The 18,454-nt window shown below is 44.8% G+C and carries 18 protein-coding genes; 9 read left to right on the top strand and 9 right to left on the bottom strand.

Annotated elements, in window-relative coordinates:
- Window positions 1–77: 77 nt before the first annotated feature.
- Both AWQ24_RS14925 and AWQ24_RS14920 read right to left on the bottom strand, forming a co-directional pair.
- Window positions 78–296 (bottom strand): hypothetical protein, encoded by a 219-nt coding sequence (locus AWQ24_RS14925; protein ID WP_065717464.1) that lies wholly within the window; start codon window positions 294–296, stop codon window positions 78–80.
- A gap of 433 nt (window positions 297–729) precedes the next feature.
- Complete coding sequence (locus AWQ24_RS14920) at window positions 730–1,620, bottom strand: tyrosine-type recombinase/integrase (RefSeq protein WP_065717463.1); 891 nt, start codon at window positions 1,618–1,620, stop codon at window positions 730–732.
- 684 nt (window positions 1,621–2,304) lie between these two features.
- Here AWQ24_RS14920 and AWQ24_RS14910 point away from each other — a divergent pair.
- Window positions 2,305–5,637: a PriCT-2 domain-containing protein gene (locus tag AWQ24_RS14910; protein ID WP_083993583.1), complete on the top strand. Its 3,333-nt coding sequence runs from the start codon at window positions 2,305–2,307 to the stop codon at window positions 5,635–5,637.
- Between the two features lie 34 nt (window positions 5,638–5,671).
- Complete coding sequence (locus AWQ24_RS14905) at window positions 5,672–6,640, top strand: hypothetical protein (protein ID WP_065717460.1); 969 nt, start codon at window positions 5,672–5,674, stop codon at window positions 6,638–6,640.
- A 42-nt stretch (window positions 6,641–6,682) separates the two neighbouring features.
- Here the strand turns inward: AWQ24_RS14905 and AWQ24_RS14900 are convergent, their stop codons facing one another.
- Both AWQ24_RS14900 and AWQ24_RS14895 read right to left on the bottom strand, forming a co-directional pair.
- Window positions 6,683–7,108 (bottom strand): hypothetical protein, encoded by a 426-nt coding sequence (locus AWQ24_RS14900; RefSeq protein ID WP_065717459.1) that lies wholly within the window; start codon window positions 7,106–7,108, stop codon window positions 6,683–6,685.
- Entirely contained in the window at window positions 7,105–7,806 is a 702-nt protein-coding gene (locus AWQ24_RS14895; RefSeq protein WP_065717458.1) for a DUF433 domain-containing protein, read from the bottom strand. The genes AWQ24_RS14900 and AWQ24_RS14895 overlap by 4 nt, the downstream gene beginning before the upstream one ends.
- A 248-nt stretch (window positions 7,807–8,054) precedes the next feature.
- Here AWQ24_RS14895 and AWQ24_RS14890 point away from each other — a divergent pair, with 248 nt between their 5' ends.
- From AWQ24_RS14890 to AWQ24_RS14865, 6 genes are all read left to right on the top strand, one after another.
- Window positions 8,055–9,626 (top strand): class I SAM-dependent DNA methyltransferase, encoded by a 1,572-nt coding sequence (locus AWQ24_RS14890; protein WP_065717457.1) that lies wholly within the window; start codon window positions 8,055–8,057, stop codon window positions 9,624–9,626.
- A 22-nt stretch (window positions 9,627–9,648) separates the two neighbouring features.
- Window positions 9,649–9,864: a hypothetical protein gene (locus AWQ24_RS14885; protein ID WP_065717456.1), complete on the top strand. Its 216-nt coding sequence runs from the start codon at window positions 9,649–9,651 to the stop codon at window positions 9,862–9,864.
- 11 nt (window positions 9,865–9,875) lie between these two features.
- Window positions 9,876–10,283, top strand: a complete 408-nt coding sequence (locus AWQ24_RS14880) for a type II toxin-antitoxin system VapC family toxin (RefSeq protein WP_232318916.1) — start codon at window positions 9,876–9,878, stop codon at window positions 10,281–10,283.
- Between the two features lie 78 nt (window positions 10,284–10,361).
- Complete coding sequence (locus AWQ24_RS14875) at window positions 10,362–10,655, top strand: nucleotidyltransferase family protein (protein ID WP_065717466.1); 294 nt, start codon at window positions 10,362–10,364, stop codon at window positions 10,653–10,655.
- Window positions 10,652–10,990 carry a DUF86 domain-containing protein gene (locus tag AWQ24_RS14870; protein ID WP_065717454.1) on the top strand — a complete coding sequence of 113 codons (339 nt, stop codon included), beginning with the start codon at window positions 10,652–10,654 and terminating at the stop codon, window positions 10,988–10,990. The genes AWQ24_RS14875 and AWQ24_RS14870 overlap by 4 nt, the downstream gene beginning before the upstream one ends.
- 69 nt (window positions 10,991–11,059) lie before the next feature.
- Window positions 11,060–12,454: a restriction endonuclease subunit S gene (locus AWQ24_RS14865; RefSeq protein WP_071932335.1), complete on the top strand. Its 1,395-nt coding sequence runs from the start codon at window positions 11,060–11,062 to the stop codon at window positions 12,452–12,454.
- Here the strand turns inward: AWQ24_RS14865 and AWQ24_RS14860 are convergent.
- Genes AWQ24_RS14860 through AWQ24_RS14850 form a run of 3 tightly spaced genes read right to left on the bottom strand, consistent with a single transcriptional unit; the run spans window position 12,451 to window position 14,201 of the window.
- Window positions 12,451–12,891 (bottom strand): hypothetical protein, encoded by a 441-nt coding sequence (locus AWQ24_RS14860; protein WP_065717453.1) that lies wholly within the window; start codon window positions 12,889–12,891, stop codon window positions 12,451–12,453. The genes AWQ24_RS14865 and AWQ24_RS14860 overlap by 4 nt on opposite strands.
- Window positions 12,892–12,903: 12 nt before the next feature.
- On the bottom strand, window positions 12,904–13,497 hold the full coding sequence (locus tag AWQ24_RS14855; protein WP_157096893.1) for a hypothetical protein: 594 nt from the start codon (window positions 13,495–13,497) through the stop codon (window positions 12,904–12,906).
- Window positions 13,498–13,520: 23 nt separating this feature from the next.
- Window positions 13,521–14,201, bottom strand: a complete 681-nt coding sequence (locus AWQ24_RS14850) for a hypothetical protein (RefSeq protein WP_065717451.1) — start codon at window positions 14,199–14,201, stop codon at window positions 13,521–13,523.
- Window positions 14,202–14,332: 131 nt separating this feature from the next.
- On the opposite strand from AWQ24_RS14850, the gene AWQ24_RS14845 reads away from it, so the two are divergent.
- On the top strand, window positions 14,333–17,518 hold the full coding sequence (locus AWQ24_RS14845) for a type I restriction endonuclease subunit R (RefSeq protein ID WP_065717450.1): 3,186 nt from the start codon (window positions 14,333–14,335) through the stop codon (window positions 17,516–17,518).
- A 49-nt stretch (window positions 17,519–17,567) separates the two neighbouring features.
- On the opposite strand, the gene AWQ24_RS14840 is transcribed toward AWQ24_RS14845, so the two are convergent.
- Window positions 17,568–17,837 carry a ribbon-helix-helix protein, CopG family gene (locus AWQ24_RS14840; protein WP_065717449.1) on the bottom strand — a complete coding sequence of 90 codons (270 nt, stop codon included), beginning with the start codon at window positions 17,835–17,837 and terminating at the stop codon, window positions 17,568–17,570.
- Complete coding sequence (locus tag AWQ24_RS14835) at window positions 17,834–18,454, bottom strand: AAA family ATPase (protein ID WP_065717448.1); 621 nt, start codon at window positions 18,452–18,454, stop codon at window positions 17,834–17,836. Before AWQ24_RS14835 ends, AWQ24_RS14840 begins: the two co-directional genes overlap by 4 nt.

Raw genomic sequence — 18,454 nt, 5'->3', positions numbered from 1 at the left:
TTAAGTATTACTTAAAAGCTTAAGTAAATGATTGCTTTAAGTATTATATTCTAAGATCTATTATCTTGGATAAATCCCTACAGTTTTAAATCTTGGTAAAGATAGCCGTGACCATTGGGATTATCTAAACTGGTGATCGCCCATAGCTCCTCAGGATTTTTCTTAGATTTACCGTTAGCAAAATCCGTAAAGGCATTACTAAATCGTTTCGCGGCGAGTGTTTTGATGCCTTTACGCTTGACAGGTCTCTCTAAATGCCGGTCGGAACAATACTGGAAAACGCGCAGGGCGATCAAGGCTCGCGGAACATTTGAACAGAAACCTACGGTTACGGAAAATAATCAAATTAGATCTTAGATAATAATCTTGTACTAAATAAAAGATTGATGGTTTACTGCCGGCGGTCTGCTAGTGGATTGATGGCGCTCTGCTAAAACTCATACGAAGTTTAGAAAGAGCTACTTTTAAAAACCCCTACAATTTGCCAACTTATTGAGAAAACCATCAAAGGCATAACAAATAGTCATCAAACAAAGGACATATCGTCATCGATTAGCCACTACAAAGCCACAGAAAGACAAACTGCGAATGCCTATAGCCTTCTAGTTATATAGGGAAAATTTCCCCACACCTTACGCACCTCCGGAGGTTTTTTTGATTAGGGCAAAATATTTAGGGTTTTCGCAATCAGCTTAAATTACAAAAAAGTATTTTTCGTTAAGGACTTTTTCAAATTCGGAGGTACAGACCTGAACTGTCCTTGGGGTTGGCGTGTAAGTATCGCTCAGTGGTGGTGATCGAGGCGTGGCCTAAGGACTTCTGAACCACATGGATCGGCGCGTTATTGTCGAGGCTATGACTCGCGTGACTATGCCGTAACCAGTGAGGACTAACGTTGCCCTCAATGCCCGCCCGTGAAGCTGCCTGTTTGACGATCCGAAATACTTGACCACGGGTTAACGCCTTGGCACCTTTACGGCTACGAAAAACAACTTTTGCGCCTAGATGTAACTTTCCCGCGATATTAAGTTTTTTTAGTTCTGCGTACAAACCACTATCGATTAATACCACGCGCGTTTTATCACCTTTGCCAAACAGCGTTACCCGCGTCGTGCCGTCACCATTGGATTTGATATCGTCCCAAGTTAACCGGCATAGTTCGCTAACTCTAGCGCCGGTGGCATAAAGCATTTTGAGGAGAAGGCGATCACGTTGGTTTTCGGTGGAGTAGATCATATCCAACACCTCGCCATGACTCAGGATACGTTCTGATAATTTGTCCTTGTCCGGTTTGGTTTGAACCAATGCGCCGGCATTATGGCCAACCACGCCAATCCTATGGGCAAAAGTCAACAGACTTTTAACGGCGGCTAATTTGCGGGCAATGGTATTAGGCGATCGCCCCAACTCTCCCAATGCTGTTTCGTAATTTTGGAGGTGGTTTAAGGTGACGCGGCCTAACTCAACACCGCCAGCTAATGCCAGAAATTCGTAGATATCGCGGCGGTAAGCATTAGTAGTATTTTTGCTCTTACCGTGTAGCCACAAACCGATCATTTGCTCGGTCGTTTCGGCAATGGCAATGGGCGCGGTTTGTTTTGCCTGAATAGTCGCTAACATGGTTATATCTCAATATATTGCGAAAGACCGTTGCCTAACTCTCACCTCAGGCGGCGGTTGTTTATTTTTAAGCTCAATATGGCATAAGTAAGAATTATGTTGTGTTCAAATTGCCTACATACTAGGCCTTACAACACTACAGTGCAATACAAGCTATACAAGATTGCGATACAGCAAGTGAAGATTGCTTTGTTCAAAATAACTGAGTCTATATTGGATTTTTTGTACGACGATCGTGAATGCCACCTAAAACGCAGTCTATCCCACCGTGACTCCCTTTCAGTAAATGGACTTAATAGGACATAGGCTCAGGATCTATCTGATCAGTCGTTTTATGTTGTGGCGACTCAGATTTTGTTGTGATAATATGTGTCAGCTCTACAGCGTTGTAGAACCGCTGTACCCATAAACAATGCCATTAGAACGTAAAGGACTTAATCAACTTGTTACTACTGCCATTACCCGTGGCGAGTGGCGAGCATTTGAGCAGCTCCGTGCAGAACGCGGCGGTATGGCCAAGTCTGCATTATTGCGTGAAGCTCTACAGCTCCTCCTCGAACAACACGGTTACCTACCCACAGACACCAAAAAAGTCAGCTAACAGAAGCCTGAGAAACTTTCTAGCTGACTTTTTGGTTTTTAGTTTATTCACGCGCATTCCCTCAGAAAGGAGGGCGCTTTGACATGGATAGCTTAACCTACAGTGCTACAAAAAAACACACTTTTGCTAACAAAATTCTCACAAGTGGTGGCAGTGACTCTAAGAAATGTCTAGGAGAGAATACTAATTCTAGCGCTTATACCGAAGTAAAAGAAGCGCCTCAAATGCTTGTGCTGTTTGAGTTTGGGACTAACGCAAATGCTCACAACAAACAGGCGAGCGGCGGTTTTGAGGCACTAACTAAGCATTGGAAAATTAAGCGCGGCAATATTGGCGATCTGGTTGCTTGGGTTGGCAGTGGCAGGCCGATCATGTGTGGCACCTTGGCTGATACCAATACTCGCCGGCAAAAAAGCAACATTGTCTCAGCTCAGGCGATCGCCCTCGACATTGACGGCGGCCTGAGCCTTGAGGAGTGCCAAGCGTTGCCGGTGGTCAAGGACTACGCGGCGGCAATTTTCACAACAGCTTCTCACCAAAAGGCTAAAGGCAGTGAGCCGGCCTGCGATCGCTACCGTGTGATCTTCATATTGCCTGAGGCGCTCACCGATACGGCGCTTTATGAGGCAGTAACGCAAAGCCTTATGGATCTGGTTGGCCATGCTGACCGTGCCTGTAAGGACGCGAGCCGTATGTTTTTCGGCTACGACAAAACCGAGGTGGTGCTGTGTGACGATACCAAGGTTTTACCGGTGGCCTTTGTCGAGGAGGCACGTGATCGCCTTGAGAAGGAAAAGGCAGAACGGCTAAAGGCCATTGAAGAGCGCCGCCGTTACCGTGAGCTGTATGGCGAGGACGAAAACACCGAGGCATTGATCCAACAGGCTCTCGACCATATCGATCCCGACTGTCCTTATGAGGAGTGGTTGGCCATTGGGTTGGCACTCCATAGCCACGATACCGGCCTGTTTTGGCTGTTTGATAGTTGGTCTAGTCGAGGTTCCAAATATCCTGGTAGCCGACCCTTAGAGCGGCTATGGAGCAAATTAAATTCTAATGGCGGCGTCACTATTGGCTCACTGTTCCACATTGCCAAGGACTACGGTTTTAAGTTTCCTGAGCGCCAATACCAACCAGGAAACAAACGCAAAGGCGATCGCCTAATCGATGGCCTAAGTTTTGCCAAGGCGCGGGTATCTGAATTTATCCAGAAAATTACCGGTGAGGCGGCGGGCCTCGGTAAAAAAGCTCACAAGGGGTTTGCTGTTAGCCAACTCCCACCGGTAGAACCGCCCAATGTTTTTCGCTGGAACAATAGCGATCCAGTGCCTACCCGTGAGGATTATGCAGGCCAGCCTATCCCCAAAATTGTTTACGCTCACGGTGCCAACCCTCAGGAACTAATTTCCAAGCTACGGGCCGCCGGTTGGGATACCGTCTTGGATTCATCCTTTATGGGTGAGGGTAAAACCCACCGGGCCGGTACGCTTTATTTTGAAAATGAGCGCGGGATCTACCTCGACACAAACCACAATTCGCCCTCGGTTGAGAACGTCGAGAAAAACTATCAGAACCTATGGCCACGGCATAAGGGACTATGGCGTGATGAATTCGGGAAACTGAGTCGTCATGGTGCGGGTAAACCTGAGGTACCAAGCAATTGTGAGTCTGCTCACCTGTTCTCTCAACTCGCTGATAAAGGCTATGGCGATCTGTTGGCCGGCGATAACCCAATTTGTGAGGCATGTTCATTTTTGCCTTTCTGTCACACTAAGCGCGGCGTAGGGTTTGGGCATAAGTATGAGCGCGGGTTGACGATGGCGGCCCAACAAATTAGAGCTGATATCCAGTCACTACCAAGCGCCGGTGATGATGAGGATTACGGTTCTACCTATCTCATCATTGAAGAATCAACCACACAGGCCCGCGCCAACCTTAAGCAATTTACCGGCGGGTTCAAAGATCTGCTTTATAACCTTGATCAGGTAGAAAGGCACGATAAGGACGTTTACGCCCTGTTATTGCCCCTCAGAGACACGCTACGGGGTCTTGATGATGGAACTATCCAAGGCGATCGCTACGGGGTCACACACGCGCAAATTATCGAGGCTTTACCACCGGCCCCGGCCAATACTGAGGGAGTCATTCCCATGGTGACTGCTGCGCTTATGCCGATCATCAACCTTGAGAAGGCGGATCGGGTTAGTGGCGCGGGTAAGGAGTACAAACAAGCTACCCATACCGCTAACCGTCAATTTAGAATCGAGGCACTAGAGGCCAATGAGCAACGATTAGACAGCGTTCCCAATAATGTTTTGTTGCCCCTGGTTGAGCTGTGGTTAGGCGATCACCATACTCACGTCAGCTTTAACAATGGTGAATTTACGATCACCCAACCCGATACCCGTAAGCAGGAAATCATCAAGGCTGCCGGTTTTAGACTGCTGCTCGATGCCACACCCAACATGATGGCGATCGCCCATGGGTTTGGAATTAACCAAGGTGACATTATTCAAATCGAACGGGAATTACCGGCACTCGATAACCTCACGGTTTACCAAACCAATATGACGGGGATAAAAACCCGTAGCCGTTCCGAGTCTGCGAAAAAACGGATCGCCGCTTACAAGGCCCAATGGCAAGCGACAGATCCGGCGGTTCAGTTCCTAGGGTTCAAAGGTGAGGATAATATCGCGGGCTACTGGCACAATCACCACCGAGGCTCAAACCAGTTCAAAGGCCAACAGTCCCTCGTTAGCTTTGGCTTACCTTTCCTCCACATTGGCGCGATTCAGGCTGAATATCACGCCCTCAGCGGTGGCCTCGATGGTTGGGAAACCTACTATCAAACATTGGTCGAGGATGAGGTTACCCAATGGGTTGGCCGCCCCCGTGCCCAACGATACCCGAATCTACAAATCACCCTCGACATGGTGGCCACCTTTAGCGATGACTTCGATCTAAGTTTCCTCACTGAGCGGTATGGCATCAAGGTTATTTACCGCGATGCTGTGGAATTTTGCCACGATGCCGGCACCACGAAGGAAAAGCTAAAGACCAACATTTTGGGGATTGCCACGGCTCTCAATGACGCAGGAACCAAACTCACCCAACAGGCGATCGCCAAAGCCCTTGGCATTAGTCAAAGTACCTTGTCAGAACACCTGAAAGCTATATGGGGCAACTGGTTGAAGCTAAAACAATTTTTATCGAAAAACCTATATAGAGACCATAGGGAAACCGATAAAACCGAATCTACCAATATGGCAAGCGATCCAATTGTTGCCGCTTCACTGCTGATTGAGTTGTTTTCCCTCGGTGGTTGGGAGGAAATAACCCAATTTTTGAGGACGGCACCACCACCGGAACGGCAAAAATACCTAGCTATCCTCCTCAAAACAGCGGCGATCGCCTAATCGTTTTGTGAATATAAAAAAATACAATTAGTCAATGACAAAAAGTTGGGAGCAACTTATGGGATGTGATGCAGAAACGAGCCGACGGAATGGGGCAAAATCCAAAGGGCCAATTACGGAACGAGGTAAGGCGATCGCCTCTGGGAATGCCACAAAGCACGGGTTACTCGCACAGAAGCCACCGCTCCTTGCTAGTGAAGACCTAGAAACCTTTCAAGGGATAGTTCAGGGGCTAGTTGATCAATATCAACCTGAAGGGCCTTTAGAGTGGCATTATGTGCAAACTATAGCGATGTGTATCCAAAGGCAACACCGAGTATGGGCGGCTGAGGTTGCGGCAGGTGATAAAGCTTTATTGCCCCCTGTACCCAAGCCCTATACAGACGAAAAATATCCGACTAAAAAAGCCAGTAGTTTTGACTTTGGCGATAAGTCTGAATTCCACCCGGATAACCTTCAGAAAGAGCGCGAGATATTGACTTATTTTTTGAAGCGATACCAGATCGACAGTTTCCCTACTGAGCGGCGATCTAAGTATTGGTGTGATATTTGGGAGGATTGGTCTGGAGGTCTTCAGTTTTCCTTAAAAAATCTGCGAGAGGAGTACCCAATTGATCATGATCAGCTTCAGGATAAAACCCGCTTCCACCTTTGGATACGGGAGCTAAGCGAGCAAAGTCAGCCCTATGGAAAAATCTGGTTTTATCTCCTAGGCTCCCATGACTGTCCTCGGTCTAAGTTTGGTTGGGAGTATCAGCGTGATCAGTTTGTGGAGTTATTGGATTCTTTCCAAGGTCGGCTCCAACAAATAGCGGATATTGAGACTGAGATTCAACGGGAAAAGGAACGGTATGAACGGGAAACTGAAGAGCGGCGGTTAGCGACAGTTAACCTTATCCCTGAGCAAATCGCTTTAATTTCTCGGTATGAGTCCCACATCGCTAAACAATTAAAGGAAGCGATCGCCCAACTGTCTGAACTGCAAAATCAACGGAAAACATAGGGTTCCATAGGTTCGCTTCGTAAAACTAGGGGCGATCGCCGCTTAGGATTTGAGCAGTTTTTTGAGCTGTGTCTGGTTTTTCCAGATCGTCACACGAAAATCTTGATAAATTTTGGCGATGAAGGGAGGCTGATTACCTCGGACAATTTTTTCAATTTTCTCGATGGTCTGCTCAAAAATTTGGATCATTTTTGTCCTGGAGATATTACCAGAGACAAGCACAAACATTTTTGTTTTGTATTCGGCTACAGATTTAACCTCTAGCTCGTTCCGGCCAATGTTTTCATCTTTGGTAAGGACAATCCAGCCTTTTTGACTGACGATGGGTAGCCACTCGGTATCTGGCGAGTCTGGCGCGAAATGGTCATTGTGAAATTCGACGTTTTTGCCACATTTCTGTAATGCTTGCCCGATAGATTTACCCAAGGCTCGGTCAAGGAAGTAAACAGGTTGAAAATCTTTACTCATGCGGCTGTGAGCTTGAAGGGAGACTCAAACAAAATGGCAGCGTGGATTTGCGCCGTTGTACAGCTATAGTCTTCAGCTAATTCGGAAATAGAGTCTCCGGCGTCATAGAGTTCTTTAATGATGTGGGTTGGCACTCCAGTTCCGGTGATGGTGGGACGTCCAAAGCTAATGGCCGGATCGATCGTCAGAATTTTTTGGGAGAGTGGTTCGAGGCTTGTTTTTATGTAGGGGAAGAGGCGAATCGCAATATCGGCTTCATTCCATTCGATGCGGGTAAGTAATCGTTGCAGGACTTCTCTGATAGCTAGTTGTCCGGAGCGAGAAACATTAATCAGGTGGTCGATCTGGTCAATGAACAGATCTGTACCATCGGTTTTAAATTGTTTGTGTGTGAGGGGATGGGGGGTTTTATATTCTTTGCTGATGTAGTCGAGGGCGAGCCGAACTTTGCCAAGGGGAATTTGATGTTCTGTACTAATCACCTGGAGGACATGGGCCTCGATCAGGTTGGTAAAGGATAATTCGGGGCGATCGCCTTTGGGACGTTTGATGAGGGGGAGAAAGGTCTTGCCACCTTTTAACCAAGTTCTGAGGGTACGCACAGGAATATGGAGGTAGTGGGCGGCATCGACTACCGGATAAATGGGCAAGTGATAGAGCTGGTTATTCCAGTTTTTTGTGAGGGTTGCCTCAGCCATAGAACTTGATAATTTTTTGTGTTGCTAAAACGTGGATGTGGATTTGCTTCAGTATATCTGGATCGTTGTTAATGGGCCTTATCTCAGGTGATCAACCTTGCTTAAATTAAGCATTGCTTTAAGCAATACTTTGCTTAAAATGTCTTTTTGAATTGTGTGTTTTTCTTTCAAGGTCTTGTTTTTGCTGGAAGGTGTCCTTATTGTTATTTGGAATCGTAAAGCCTTTTGATACGACATTTTGAGCCTCTATGCCTGCGAATTATACGGAACTGGAAAAAAAACTTTGGGAGGCGGCGGATAATTTCCGGGCGAATTCTGCGTTAAAGCCTTCTGAATATTCGGTTCCGGTGTTGGGGTTGATTTTCCTGCGGTATGCGGATTATAAGTTTGCGTTGGTTGAGCAGGAATTGGCGAAGAAACAGACGAGTCGGCGGCGTAGGACTATCGGGGCGGCGGATTATCAGGCGCAAGGGGCGTTATATCTGCCACCGGAGGCGCGGTATCAGTATCTTTTGGATTTGCCGGAGGATGAGGATATTGGTCAGGCGATCGCCACTGCGATTTCTTTAATCGAGAAGGAAAATGAGGAGTTAAAAGGGGTTTTACCAACGACCTATAAGCGGTTGGAGTCCTCGATTTTGCGGGATCTGTTAAAGACGCTGAATTTTAAGCTGGATGATATTCATGAGGATGCGTTTGGGGAGATTTATCAGTATTTCCTCGCGAATTTCTCCCAGAAGGAGGGGCAGAAGGGGGGCGAATTTTTTACGCCGCAAACGATTGTTAAGTTGATTGTGGAGATTATCGAGCCTGACCACGGGCGCATTCTCGATCCGGCTTGTGGGGCGGGTGGGATGTTTATTCAGAGTGCTTTGTTTACCCAACGACGGACGGGGCGATCGCCGAATAGTGCCATTAGTGTTTATGGTCAGGAAAAAGTAGACGGCAACGTTAGGCTCTGTCAGATGAACTTGGCGGTGCATGGGATTTCGGGTTTGCGGAATATCAAAACCTCGAATACCTATTACGAGGATGTCCATGATTGTTTGGGTAAGTTTGATTTTGTGATGGCTAATCCGCCGTTTAATGTGAATGGGGTTGATCGGGAAAAGATCGCCGGAGATCCGCGTTATCCGTTCGGTGTGCCGTCGGTGGACAATGGGAATTATCTTTGGATTGAGCTTTTTTATGCGGCTCTGAATGAAAAGGGACGGGCGGGTTTTGTGATGGCGAATTCTGCGAGTGATGCGCGGGGTTCGGAGTTGGTGATTCGGCAAAGGTTGATTGAGTCGGGGGCGGTGGATGTGATGGTGGCGATCGGCTCGAATTTTTTCTATACGGTGACGTTGCCTTGTACGCTCTGGTTTTTGGATCGGGGTAAGCCTGAGGATCGCCGCGATGAGGTGTTGTTTATTGATGCGCGGCATATTTATCAGCAGGTGGATCGGGCGCATCGGGAGTTTAGCGAGACTCAGATTGAATTTATCGCGAATATTGTCCGGCTCTATCGGGGGGATGGTGACCCGCTGGAAAATGCGGCGAATAGTCTGGAATTGTTGAAGGAGAATTTAGGGGAGCCGCTCACTTATCGGGATGTGCCGGGGTTGTGTCGAATGGCAACGATTGAGGAGATTGAGGCGCAGGGTTGGAGTTTGAATCCGGGGCGTTATGTGGGGGTGGCGGAACGGGAAGACCCAGAGGATTTTGATTTCACCGAACGGCTAGAGGAGTTAAATGAGGAGTTGGAAATTCTTAATAGTGAAGGACGAGAGCTTGAGGATCGCATCGCTGAAAATGTGGCGCGGTTGTTAAATTGTTAGTAATGAATTGGGGTTTTGTTTTATGACTGTTTCGGAATTATTGCCACAATTACATGGTTTATCGAGGCTGGAAAAGCTGCGGGTGATTCAGTTTTTGGTTCAGGATCTCGAACGGGATGCGGTTAATCAGGATGATCTGTTGTCTCGTTTGGGTGGGACATGGACGGCTCAGGATGAGGCTGATTTTCTTGATAATACTCAGGCTTTTCGGGAGGTTGAGGCGGCTTTATGGAGTTAAGGTCGATTTTGTTGGATACGAATGCTTATACGGCTTTTAAGCGTAATCATGCTGATGCGGTTGAGATTATTCGACATACGCCTTTTATTGCGCTTAATAGTGTGATTTTGGGGGAATTGTTGGGCGGTTTTGCTGTGGGGTCTAGGGAGCGGTTTAATCAATCGGAATTAAATGAGTTTTTGAGTATAGAAAAGGTGAGTTGTTTGGGTGTTGATACTGAGACGGCTCGGTATTATGCAAGGGTTTATCGTTGTTTGAGAAGTAAAGGAAATCCGATTCCGACGAATGATATGTGGATTGCAGCGACGGCTTTACAATATGATTTGACTTTATTTAGTTATGACAAACATTTTCAGGCGATTGATGGTTTGTTTGTGGGGTCTTGTTTGGCTGATTTTGTGATTGATTCTCAACGGTGAGGGGCGATCGCTTGAGGATCGCATTGCTGAAAATGTGGCGCGGTTGTTAAATTGCTAGTAATGATCAGGATTTGGGTGATGTCTTTAAAGTCTTTGGTTCAGGAAAAACGGGATCAAATTTTAGCTCTAGCGGTGAAACATGGGGCGTTTAATGTGCGGTTGTTTGGATCGGTGGCGCGGGGTGAGGATACACTAGATAGTGATATTGATTTTTTAATTGATTACGATCTAGAACGGGTTTCGGCTTGGTTTCCGGTGGGGTTGATTCAGGATTTAGAGGATTTGTTGGGTTGTCGGGTTGATGTGGTGACGGAAGGGGGTTTAAAGCCTCGGATTCGGGATGATGTTTTACGGGATTGTGTGGTGTTATGAGGGATGATCTGGAACGGTTACGGGATATGGAGGAGGCGTTATTAAATATTGAACGGTATGCGCTACGGGGTAAGGCGGCATTTTTTGAGGAGGAATTGATTCAAACTTGGGTTTTGTTTCATGTGCAGATTTTAGGGGAGGCGGCAAGGTCGATGTCTGCGGATCTTATGGCAAAATATTCTGATGTTCCTTGGCAAAAGATTATTGGTTTTCGTAATTTGGTTGTCCATGAATATTTTCGGGTCGATTTGCAAATTGTCTGGCGGATTGTGGAGCGTGAATTACCTTTATTAAAGGCTCAGATTCAAAAAATCTTACGGGATTCTCAACTGTGAGGGGCGAGAACTTGAGGATCGCATTGCTGAAAATGTTGCTCAGCTTTTGAATTTTTAGAAACAATTATTATGACTTTAGAGCTTGAAAATTCATCACATTTACAATGGTTTCCTGAGGAATGGGAAATAAAAACTATTCAGTCTCTATGTGAAAAAACAACTAGTGGTGGGACACCCTCTCGAAAAAATCCTGATTTTTATAAAAATGGGAATATTATTTGGTTAAAAACAAAAGAATTAAAAGATTGGTATATAGATGATTCAGAAGAAAAAATCACGAATGAAGCCCTAGCTAAGTCTTCTGCTAAACTTTTTCCTATAAACACTGTCTTAATTGCAATGTATGGTGATGGAAGAACAATAACAAGCTTGGGGATTCTGAGAAAACCAGCCGCTACAAATCAAGCTTGTTGTGCATTAATTCCTGATCTCAAAATTATAGTTCCTCTTTATTTGCTTTATCTTCTCAAATTTCACAAAGAGCACTTAATTAAACTTGCATTAGGTGGAGCACAGAGAAATTTAAGTGTGAGAACTATTAGTAATTTTCAAGTTAAAATTCCACCACTAGCGACACAGCGAAAAATTGCGGGGATTTTATCAGCGTATGATGATCTGATTGAGAATAACACCCGCCGCATCGAGATTTTAGAGGAAATGGCGCGGATGCTTTATCGGGAATGGTTTGTTAAGTTCCGGTTTCCGGTTGATGGGGATAATGGGGAAAATGGGGACGGCGATCGCCCTTCTGGTGGTGTAGGGAAAAATGACGGCGATCGCCCTTCCCATAATCACCTATCAAATAACCAACCTAAACTCATCGAATCCGAATTAGGCTTAATACCTGAAGACTGGGAAATCAAAACGGCAACTGAAGCATTGGAAGTGAAACCTAAAGTCAAAGTACCAAAGGAAGGAGAGAAACCTTTTGTTCCTATGGGTTGCTTATCTACAAACTCAATGCTGATTAATGATGTTGAATTAAGATCTGGTAATAGTGGTTCAAAGTTCCAAAATGGCGATACTCTTTTTGCAAGAATAACCCCTTGCCTTGAAAATGGGAAAACAGGATATGTTCAGTTTTTGCCCTCCTCTTCATCTGTTGCATTTGGTTCTACTGAATTCCTTGTCCTGCGTTCAAAAACTCTTTGTCCTGAATATGTTTATTTAATGGCTAGGTCAGATGATTTCAGAGAAAACGCGATGAAAAGTATGACTGGTGCAACAGGTAGGCAACGAGTCAAAGAAGAATGTTTTGAACAATTCAAATTTGCTCATCCACCACAACCAATGCTAGAAAAATTTGCCGAGATGGTTTCGCCTTATTTTCAAAAAATATTTAATCTGAATCAAAAAAATATCAATCTTCGCAAAACTCGTGATTTATTATTACCGCGTCTCATCTCCGGCGAAATAGACATAGAGGATTTAGACATTAATCTGGGGGCAACGATAACCGACTAAGCCTCAACAATAAAATCTTGCCAATCTAAATCACCCGTTTTTATTTTGAGGGATTCTTCCTTAGACCATTGAGTATAAATTTTCGCTTTTTTAGCTAATTTACGAGCTATCCGAATAGCTTTTTGTTTTTCTTCATAGGGATGCGGAAAATTAGTCAGACTAACATGATCTGCCTTGTCCTGAACCGCATCAAGCCCAAATTCTCGCAAATCTTTTGCTTGAATTCTAATAATACCGAAAGAATAATTTAACCTACTCAGAGTATCTTCTACTGTTAAACCTGCTGATGGATAATTTTCGCATTTTTGAGTCTTTGGCTTAAATCTTCTGAGAAAAGCTTTTGTAGCAATCTTCCCATCATCTGTGATGAAATTGTCATAGGAAACAGCCCTATAAATAAAAGCATCATCAGGAATTGGTGGATAAGTCTTAGCCACAAATTTTAGACATTAAATAATAGGTTGATCCGTTTTTAGCCAATCCAAAAGCTCAGCTATTTTAGAAAGAGAAGGATTTTCAATTAGACGATCTTCATCTCGATCATCATCACAGTAAAACACAGAACTATCAAGATCTTCCGTTGCTGCTATCTCGATCATCACTTCCTTATAAAATTCTTCAGCCTCCCAAGTCAGATATATTCCACCCCGACTTTCCAACGTCACATAACCCTTGGGAAAGTCCTGTCCTAATAACAAATCGAGATTTGCCAGTAATGCTAAAGTTTCGGCGATCGCATGACCAGACGGATTAAGAATATATTCATCATCCTGAAAATCTGGATCAACTCTTGCCAACTTAGCCACACCCTGAATCATTGCCTCTAAATTTGGCGAAAATTCAGGTAGACCACTTTGCTGATATTCAACATTCTTATTTGGTTTGGACAGTATGGACAATAGACGTGGCGGTAATTCTGTTTTATTCCTCCTTTCAGCTCTAGTGTATGGATTTTTTATATATATATCAGAATTAGATGAAGTAATATTATTTTCACTACCAGTACTCTGATATTTTATTGGTTTTGCATAAGTTGTAGACATAATTGAAAATTTAGAATTTTAATTTAGGATTTTAAAAAACAATCATTTATTAAAGAATAATAATCATCTAAATCATCTTTCCAAAGTAAAAGACGTTCTCTAAGATGATCGTTCTTTTTACTTAAAACTAATGTAGAAGCGAAATCATAATGAATATTACCAGAAAATAAAATACCTAAACTTTTTTTATTTGTTTTGTTATTAGAAACAATAACATTATTGATAGATAGCTGAATATTTTTTGAGTTAAAAGGATATGAAAAGGAAAATGCAACTTCTGGCTTGACACCTCGAAAAATTTTCCAATCTCCAGATCTTAATAATTTCTCAGAAATAAAAATATCTAATTCATCCTCTGTATCAAAAATGACATGACCAGTAGGATTAATCCCTAATGCCGTGTAATTAACATGGGGTAAGGTTTCCAGAAACCTAGATGCTACTTCACAAAGCTGAAACTTATCTAAATCAAAATTCTCATCAGTAGACTGCTCAAAAATGACTCTGTCAGCTCGCATTTGAATATTGAAGTTATTTTTAAAGACAGTTTGAGAAATTTGGTCAGTCGTCAAAGTTGAATCAACTTCCCAATCATTCCCAACAATTCCATTATTTTTTAAAAAGTCAGGATTGAGCAGACTAGGATTATGACTCCTTGCCAAAACAACAAACGATAACTTAGTGATTTGTAGCTCTTTCGGCATACTAATACTAAACTTTCAGGACAAAAGTGATTTTTCTTATTGTTATATCAACGTTACAGCAGAGCAGGCTAGAATCTTAGATTAGGCTCCTCTTTAGCTTACGTCAATATTTGCTGTTGTGCTATTTCCCTATGCCTAACCCAAAAATCGGATCGGAAGAAGCCCTCGAACTCGAAACCATCAAACTCTTTGAGAGCCTAGGCTATAGCCACCAAAACTGTTATGGCGAATGGGACAGCGGCAAAAGCGATCTCGGACGAGACACTCGTAAAGACATCATTCTCACCAGCAAACTAAAACCGGCCTTAACTAAACTCAACCCCGACAAAACCACTGAAGCAATAGATCTGGCGATAGAAGAACTCACCAAAGACCGATCTAGCCTGTCCCTAGTCGTTGCCAATCGCGAAACCTATAAACTCCTCAAAGACGGCGTAAAAGTCCAAACCCGCGACCAAGACGGCAACCCCGACGATCACACCATCAAGATCATCGACTGGCAAAACCCCGAAAATAACGACTTTTTTCTCGCCTCCCAATTCTGGATTACAGGCGAAACCTACACCCGCCGCACCGATTTAATCGCCTTCATTAACGGCATTCCCTTAGTTTTCATCGAACTAAAAGCCCACACCGAACCCGTCCAGAAAGCCTACGACGACAACTTCACCGACTACCTAAAAACCATCCCCCAACTGTTTTGGTTAAATGCCCTGGTCATCCTCTCCAACGGCTCCCAAGCAAAACTTGGATCAATCACTAGCCCTTGGGCATATTTCCATGAATGGAAACGGATCGAGAAGGAGAAGGAACAAGGCAGAATCGACCTAGAAACCATCATCCTCGGTACTTGCGAGAAAACCAGACTGATTGATCTCATCGAAAACTATATCCTCTACGACGAAAAAGACGGCAAACTCAACAAAATCATCGCCAAAAATCACCAATATCTAGGCGTAAACCAAGCCGTAGAACGAGTTCGCACCCTCTACCAAAACCCAAAAGAAGGCAGCAAACAGATCGGCGTATTCTGGCACACCCAAGGCAGTGGAAAAAGCTACTCCATGCAATTTTTCGCTGAAAAAGTTTGCCGTAAACTCAGCGGTAATTGGCGCATTGTCGTGATTACAGACCGAGAAGACCTTGATGACCAGATCTACAAAAACTTTGCCCATACCGGAGCTGTCACCGAATCTGAAAAAACAGTGAGGGCGAACAGTGGGGAACATTTGAAGCAATTACTCACCGAAGACCACCGTTATCTTTTCACCCTGATCCAAAAATTCCGTACCGACAAAGGCGCGGAATATTCTGTCCTCTCAGAAGAGCACAATATCATCGTTATTGCGGATGAAGCCCACCGGAGCCAATATGATGTTTATTCCTCTAACCTCAGAGCCGCCCTACCGAATGCCGCCTTTATTGGCTTTACTGGGACACCCTTAATCTCCGGGGAAGAAGAAGCCACCCGCGAGGTCTTTGGCGATTATGTCAGTATCTACAACTTCCGCCAATCCATCGAAGACGGCGCAACGGTTCCTCTCTACTACGAAAACCGCATTCCCCAACTGACTCTCACTGATGAAGACCTTAATGATGCCATTTACGAAGCCATTGATAACGCTGTCGTGGATGAAGCCCAAGAAGAAAAACTCGCTCAAGAATTTTCACGCCAACACCAACTCATCACCCGCGATTCGCGCCTAGAAGAGATCGCCAAGGATATTGTGACCCATTTCCTCAATCGCGGTTATCAAGGAAAAGCGATGGTCATTTCCATTGATCGCTTTACCGCCGTTAAAATGTATGACAAAGTACAACACCACTGGCAAGTTCACCTAGAAGACCTCAAAACCCAATTACAAGGCGCAATAGGCTTAGAGAAAGAACGCCTAGAAGCGGCGATCGCCTACATTGCAGAAACCGACATGGCGGTGGTCTTATCCTCCGGTCAAAACGAGGAGGAAAAATTCCAGAAAAAAGGCTTAACGATTATTCCCCACCGAGAAAGACTGATCAAGGAAAACCCGCCCCTCGATGAAAAATTCAAAGATGCCGATCATCCCCTGCGAATTATTTTTGTCTGTGCCATGTGGATGACGGGTTTTGACGTTCCCAGTTGTTCCACCATTTACCTAGACAAACCCCTAAAAAATCACACCCTAATGCAGACGATCGCCCGTGCCAACCGCGTCTTTAAGGACAAAGTAAACGGCTTAATTGTGGATTATGTCGGGATTTTCAGTAACCTCGAAGACGCTTTAAAAATCTACGGCGCGGGTTCTGGTGGTGGTGTGAGTGATGGGGATTCACCGATCCAAGCCAAGGCGAAACTGGTGGAAATGCTGCGGGAAAAAATCAAGGAATTTAACGCCTACCTCACCCGCCAAGGTATTGATATTAATGCTCTCGAAAATGCTAATACCGCTTTTGAGGCGATCGCCACCTTTGATGATGCCATTAATAAAATCGTCGCCACTGCTAACAGCAAAGAAGAATTCCTCGCCCATAGTCGCCTGCTGAACCGCATTTTTAGCGCCATTCTACCCGATGCCGCCGCCCAAGAATTTATTAAACCCTTGGCGATCGCCCAACAACTCCAGAAGAAACTAAAAACTCTCAATACCACCATCAACATCGATGTTGCCAAAGCAGAGATCGAAGCCATTCTCGATCAGGCGATCACCACCAAAGATTATGTCTTACCCGAAACCACCGAGTTAATCGATATCAGCAAACTTGATTTCGGCGCGATCCGCGATGAATTTAACGACGGCTACCAAAACAGCCTCCTCGAAAAACTCCAACAGGCGATCGCCACCAAATTACAGGACATGGTGAAGCTAAATAAAAGCCGCCTCAACTACTATGACAAATTCCAGCAGATGATCGAGGACTACAACAGCCAAACCCGCAACGCTGAAGCTTTCCTAAATCAACTCCTCCAGCTTGTTGAAGAATTACAGACAGAAGATAGAAGGGCGATCGCCGAAAACCTCGATGAAGAAAAACTCGCTCTATTCGATCTCCTCATCGATCCGGACATTGAACTCACCGATGCAGAAAAAACCACCATCAAAAAAGGAGCCGAAGATCTCCTCACCATCCTGAAGCGCGAAAAATTAGTCCTCGATTGGCGTAACCGACAAGTAACCCGATCAGCCGTAAAGGTGGTGATCGAGGATACTTTGGATCAATGCTTACCTGAAGAAAAATATCCCCAAGACCGCTGGGATAAAAAATGTGAGCAGGTTTATCAACACATTTATGAGTCCTACACTGACGCAGAACACAGCATCTATAACCAAGCGGCTTAATTTACTCAATACTTAAAGTGATACGTTACTTAAGCTGTCACTTAAAGCTTTACTGCTCTAATTCCTCAAGGAGCCGTTCTACCGCAATTCGTACCAGATCCGCCTTAGTCCGGTTTAGCTTTTTCGCGTTTTTTGTGAGGCGATCATCTAGGGGCTTTTCCAAGTCTAGAGTAAACCGGATTTTCCCTTTTTTCTTTGCTGGTTTAGCCAGTTGCGCCGCCAATGGGTTGGTATCTACCGCCGTAGATTGTTTTGTTTTGGGAGTCTCTTCCTCAAAAGTCCCAAGGATCTGATCTAGTGCCTTCCGTTGTTTGCTCATAATGCTGTTACCTCCTTAAATAATTGACGATATTCATTAGCCGACTTCTCACCCGCCGCGCCCATATCAAAAACGGTCTGATCCTGTCCAAAGGCATCTGCTATACATTGCCGCTGATAGACGATGGTTTTTAAATGGCTAATCCCCTCAATGCCACTTAACGCCGTTTTTGCTTCACCCATAAGTTTTGTTCTAGGGACAGCTCGGTTAATGAAGGTTGCGCCCACCAAATCCGATCTAAACCTTTGGGCTTGTTTAACGAGCTTCACCGCTGATCCTGAGGAAACAAGATCGAGCGCTGTCGGTTGGCAGGGTATTAAAGCAACGTTGGAGAAATAAAGGATCACCCGTGTGGTTTCGGTTAAGCCGCCAGCTCCATCAATCACCACCTGGTCAAACCCTTCGATCCAACTGGGGATTTCTTCGGCTAGGACATTGGGATCTGTTTCGGCGATCGCCTCAATACCGAGAGCCTTAACCCACATCGAGGAGCTACCCTGAGCATCACTATCGATGAGTAAAACTTTATTCTTTTGCTGTTGAAGCCAATAGGCGAAATGTACAGCCGTTGAAGATTTACCCACGCCACCTTTCTGGTTAATCAGTGCCGTAATCAT

Origin of the sequence: Picosynechococcus sp. PCC 8807 (genome assembly GCF_001693295.1) — a bacterium.
GTDB lineage: Bacteria > Cyanobacteriota > Cyanobacteriia > Cyanobacteriales > MRBY01 > MRBY01.
Note: the sequence above shows the minus strand (reverse complement) of the source record. Positions and strands in the feature narration are given on the sequence as shown.

Bases quoted from the DNA above. Each gene is read 5' to 3' on its own strand.
- AWQ24_RS14920 (WP_065717463.1), bottom strand. From the start codon at position 1,620: ATGTTAGCGACTATTCAGGCAAAACAAACCGCGCCCATTGCCATTGCC.
- AWQ24_RS14910 (WP_083993583.1), top strand. From the start codon at position 2,305: ATGGATAGCTTAACCTACAGTGCTACAAAAAAACACACTTTTGCTAAC.
- AWQ24_RS14905 (WP_065717460.1), top strand. From the start codon at position 5,672: ATGACAAAAAGTTGGGAGCAACTTATGGGATGTGATGCAGAAACGAGC.
- AWQ24_RS14900 (WP_065717459.1), bottom strand. From the start codon at position 7,108: ATGAGTAAAGATTTTCAACCTGTTTACTTCCTTGACCGAGCCTTGGGT.
- AWQ24_RS14895 (WP_065717458.1), bottom strand. From the start codon at position 7,806: ATGGCTGAGGCAACCCTCACAAAAAACTGGAATAACCAGCTCTATCAC.
- AWQ24_RS14890 (WP_065717457.1), top strand. From the start codon at position 8,055: ATGCCTGCGAATTATACGGAACTGGAAAAAAAACTTTGGGAGGCGGCG.
- AWQ24_RS14885 (WP_065717456.1), top strand. From the start codon at position 9,649: ATGACTGTTTCGGAATTATTGCCACAATTACATGGTTTATCGAGGCTG.
- AWQ24_RS14875 (WP_065717466.1), top strand. From the start codon at position 10,362: ATGTCTTTAAAGTCTTTGGTTCAGGAAAAACGGGATCAAATTTTAGCT.
- AWQ24_RS14870 (WP_065717454.1), top strand. From the start codon at position 10,652: ATGAGGGATGATCTGGAACGGTTACGGGATATGGAGGAGGCGTTATTA.
- AWQ24_RS14865 (WP_071932335.1), top strand. From the start codon at position 11,060: ATGACTTTAGAGCTTGAAAATTCATCACATTTACAATGGTTTCCTGAG.
- AWQ24_RS14855 (WP_157096893.1), bottom strand. From the start codon at position 13,497: ATGTCTACAACTTATGCAAAACCAATAAAATATCAGAGTACTGGTAGT.
- AWQ24_RS14850 (WP_065717451.1), bottom strand. From the start codon at position 14,201: ATGCCGAAAGAGCTACAAATCACTAAGTTATCGTTTGTTGTTTTGGCA.
- AWQ24_RS14845 (WP_065717450.1), top strand. From the start codon at position 14,333: ATGCCTAACCCAAAAATCGGATCGGAAGAAGCCCTCGAACTCGAAACC.
- AWQ24_RS14840 (WP_065717449.1), bottom strand. From the start codon at position 17,837: ATGAGCAAACAACGGAAGGCACTAGATCAGATCCTTGGGACTTTTGAG.
- AWQ24_RS14835 (WP_065717448.1), bottom strand. From the start codon at position 18,454: ATGATTACGGCACTGATTAACCAGAAAGGTGGCGTGGGTAAATCTTCA.